Annotated in this window: 2 protein-coding genes; both read right to left on the bottom strand. The window is 33.2% G+C overall.

Features of this window, described 5'->3' with window-relative positions; translation table 11 throughout:
- Nucleotides 1-141: 141 nt before the first annotated feature.
- Nucleotides 142-2,226, bottom strand: a complete 2,085-nt coding sequence (locus MR593_RS02965) for a CocE/NonD family hydrolase (protein WP_290686787.1) — start codon at nucleotides 2,224-2,226, stop codon at nucleotides 142-144.
- A gap of 21 nt (nucleotides 2,227-2,247) precedes the next feature.
- Nucleotides 2,248-3,218 (bottom strand): DUF819 family protein (locus MR593_RS02960; RefSeq protein ID WP_290686785.1); only part of this gene is annotated, 971 nt, incomplete at its 5' end.

Here is a 3,218-nt window from a genome sequence, read left to right as displayed (position 1 = left end):
CTTCTATTATAACATTTTTTCTACCCATTTCATGCTTGCCTGCTATATCGAATAGAAGGTCAAGATGGGTATCTACTACTATACTTTCATCTAATAATTTTTGTGCTAAACTCATAAAATCTCCCTTCTAAAAAAATATGTCTATATCTCTTGTTTTACTATTATTTTTGAAGGATATTGTCCCCCGTGATGTATTTTATTGTTAGCTATTACTATCTCTGTACTGTTAAATCCATCCTTTGTATTACTATTTGGGAATACAAAATTCTTAGCACTTGAAGTAACTGTAAATCTTATCTTGTGACCTTTTTTGAAGGTATTAGATATTTTTGTTGTAAGTATATTTATTTTATAAACCTTATCTTTTTCTAAATACTCTGCTTTTTCGAAAGAATTTCTGTATTTAGCTGATATTATACCATCTGCTAGTTTTATAGATTTTCCATTTTCATCGACATCTGTGATTCTAACCATGAAATCAGTGTCTACGGCATCTGATGATATGTATAATTCAACATCTATATCGCCAGTAATTGTGAAGTCTTCTTCCAATGTATCTGTTGTGTAGCATAGTATGTCATCTCTTTTTTCCTCTTCAGTGTAATCCTCTGGAACACCTATTTCATTTTCACTCATATCAATTATAAATGTAGATGGATTTTTAGGATCGTAAGCATATTCATCAGATTTTTCGTCTGATACCTCTTCAAATACTAATTTTCCATCGCCAGAAGATGTATTAGCATGTCCATCACTTGTCAAATAAATAGCTGTACATTTGCTATTTTCAACAGGCCAATTATTTGCAGTCTTCCATTTATTATCTCCAACTGTGTAGTATTCAACTGCAGGTGTTTTATCTATTCCATTTTGAATTCCTTTTAGATGTAAGTCAAACCATTTTAAGAAAATTAAATCTAAGTCAAATCTCAAGGCATTAGTTCCAAATGGCACTTTATGTAAATCATATGTTGAGTTCCCACTATGTTGCCATGGACCAAGTATTACCTTTCTCTTGCCTTGTGGATAATCCTTAGTCAAATCAAGAGCTTCAGTAGTACCCATTCCATTATCGTCAAACCATCCTGACATTATCAAAGCAGGAACCTTTATATCCTTACATCTATCGTGCCAGTTTATTCTAGCCCAATATTCATCGTAATCAGTTCTCTCTAACCATTCTTCTATAAAATCAACCTTATATCCCAAGGCTTTTTCTGGAATTTTATTCAAAGGTCTTATATCTAATACGTCATCCCAGTCGTCTCTAACCATAAGCTCTGGCTTGAACATTTGTTGAGATACAGCAAATGACCAAGCAAGCATTCCCGAAATTAAAGCTCCACCTCTTCTAGGAATATCTACAAATGCACTACCTGCACAAACCACACTTACTAATGCAGCTAGATATGGATTGTTGCTAGCAGCTGCAGCCCATTGCACATATCCTAAATATGAACCACCTATCATACCTACTTTTTTACTACTCCATGGTTGATTTGCAATCCAATTTATAGTGTCGTCGCCGTCTTCAACCTCATAAAGCTGTGGCTCCCAAGTTCCTTCACTTAAGTTTCTACCTCTGACATCTTGGATTACTACAGCATATCCTCTTTGGACAAATTTGTAGTAAGTCTCCTTGTTCATTTCCTTGCCATATGGAGTACGAACAAGGACAGTAGGTAAATTTTCGTTTACATCTGCTGGTAGATATACATCAGTAGATAATTTTACATTATCTCTAGTTAAAACATCGAAGCAGCCTTCATATTTAACTGGGTGTAAGTCTGATGGTATTTCTTCCTTCCATCTTTTAAGTATAGTCTTATCTTCAAATCCTTCTTCTACTAATATAGAAACATACTCTCTACTTGGACAAACTACTGCAACGACTCTTCCGTCTTCATGTAAAATATTATTTGGGAATTTTATATCTCTTTGAACAAAATTTCCACTAGAATGCATTTCATATCTTTCTCCAAAAGGTGTAGTTACATATTTTTCGTCTGTTGAAAAGCATTTATCGTAAGCAGTTATTTTTTCGCCAAGATCCTTTAAATCTATCTTGTAAATAGCTGTATATAATTGATTTTTTTCTGAAGTTAATTCTTCCTTATCTAAAAATTTATTAGTGAATACATCTAATTCCTTTACAAAAATATTGTCATTTTCGAAATATACATATGCATATAATATTCCAGATAAATACAGTTTAAATTCTCTCAAAGCAAAGACCTCCTTTTTAGACTACAGTCCGAGTATAGCCTTTATTGCATAAGCTACAGAAATTCCTAGGTAGTTACCACAAGCTCCTGCAACAACCCCCATGATAAGTCCTATATTTATTAAGCTCTTCCATTGAGCCCCTGATGCTACAAGTGCTGCTGTAGGACCATCTGCAATACATCCAGCGATTGATAAAACTACATATTCGTATTTTATCTTAAATAATCTAGTTATTAATAAGTGTAGGATTATGCATCCTGCTATTACACAGAAGCAGAATAAAGTTATATAGAATGTTGAACCAAAGAATTGTTTTAGATCAACTGCAAATCCTATAGTTACTAGGAATAATAATGCTAAGTATAATCCTAAGTCAAAATTACCTCTTAATTTTTTCACAGCTGGTATTTGAGCTGTTATAATAGCTAATGTTGTTATTAAAATTATTCTTCCTGCACTTCTAAAGCTTTCAGGAAATAACATAGAAGCTAATGTAGTCGCTATAATTACTATTACAAATCCTATTGCAAGTAACCAAGCTATATCCTTTATACTCCATTCCTTAGATGCCATAAGTTCAGTATCATCATCACCAGTATCTAATAATTGTTCTTCTGTATGGTGATATGGCCATAGCTTGTTGAATGCTTTTGAATTTTTTAGTATTGCTGGAGCAGCAAACATAAATACTAAAGTAGGTATACCTATAACATAGTCAGCAGCATTTGCAGATGCAATTGTGTCACTAGCAGCATTTAATCCTATTGCTATAGCTGTAAGGTTTGAACTACCACCTGTATATGTTCCTACGAACATTCCTGCAACCTTCCATCCTTCAAATATCTTGCCCCCAAATACAAGACCAAATATTAAAGCCATTATAGAAACTGAAAGTAAAGCAGATAAAAGAGCTATAAGCGGTTCCTTAGTTAGCTTTTTGATTTGTTGTAAATCCATACTTAATAGCATTATAGCTATTGAAAGTGGTATAC

Source organism: Intestinibacter sp. (assembly GCF_022780145.1).
Classification (GTDB): Bacteria; Bacillota; Clostridia; order Peptostreptococcales; family Peptostreptococcaceae; genus Intestinibacter.
Note: the sequence above shows the minus strand (reverse complement) of the source record. Positions and strands in the feature narration are given on the sequence as shown.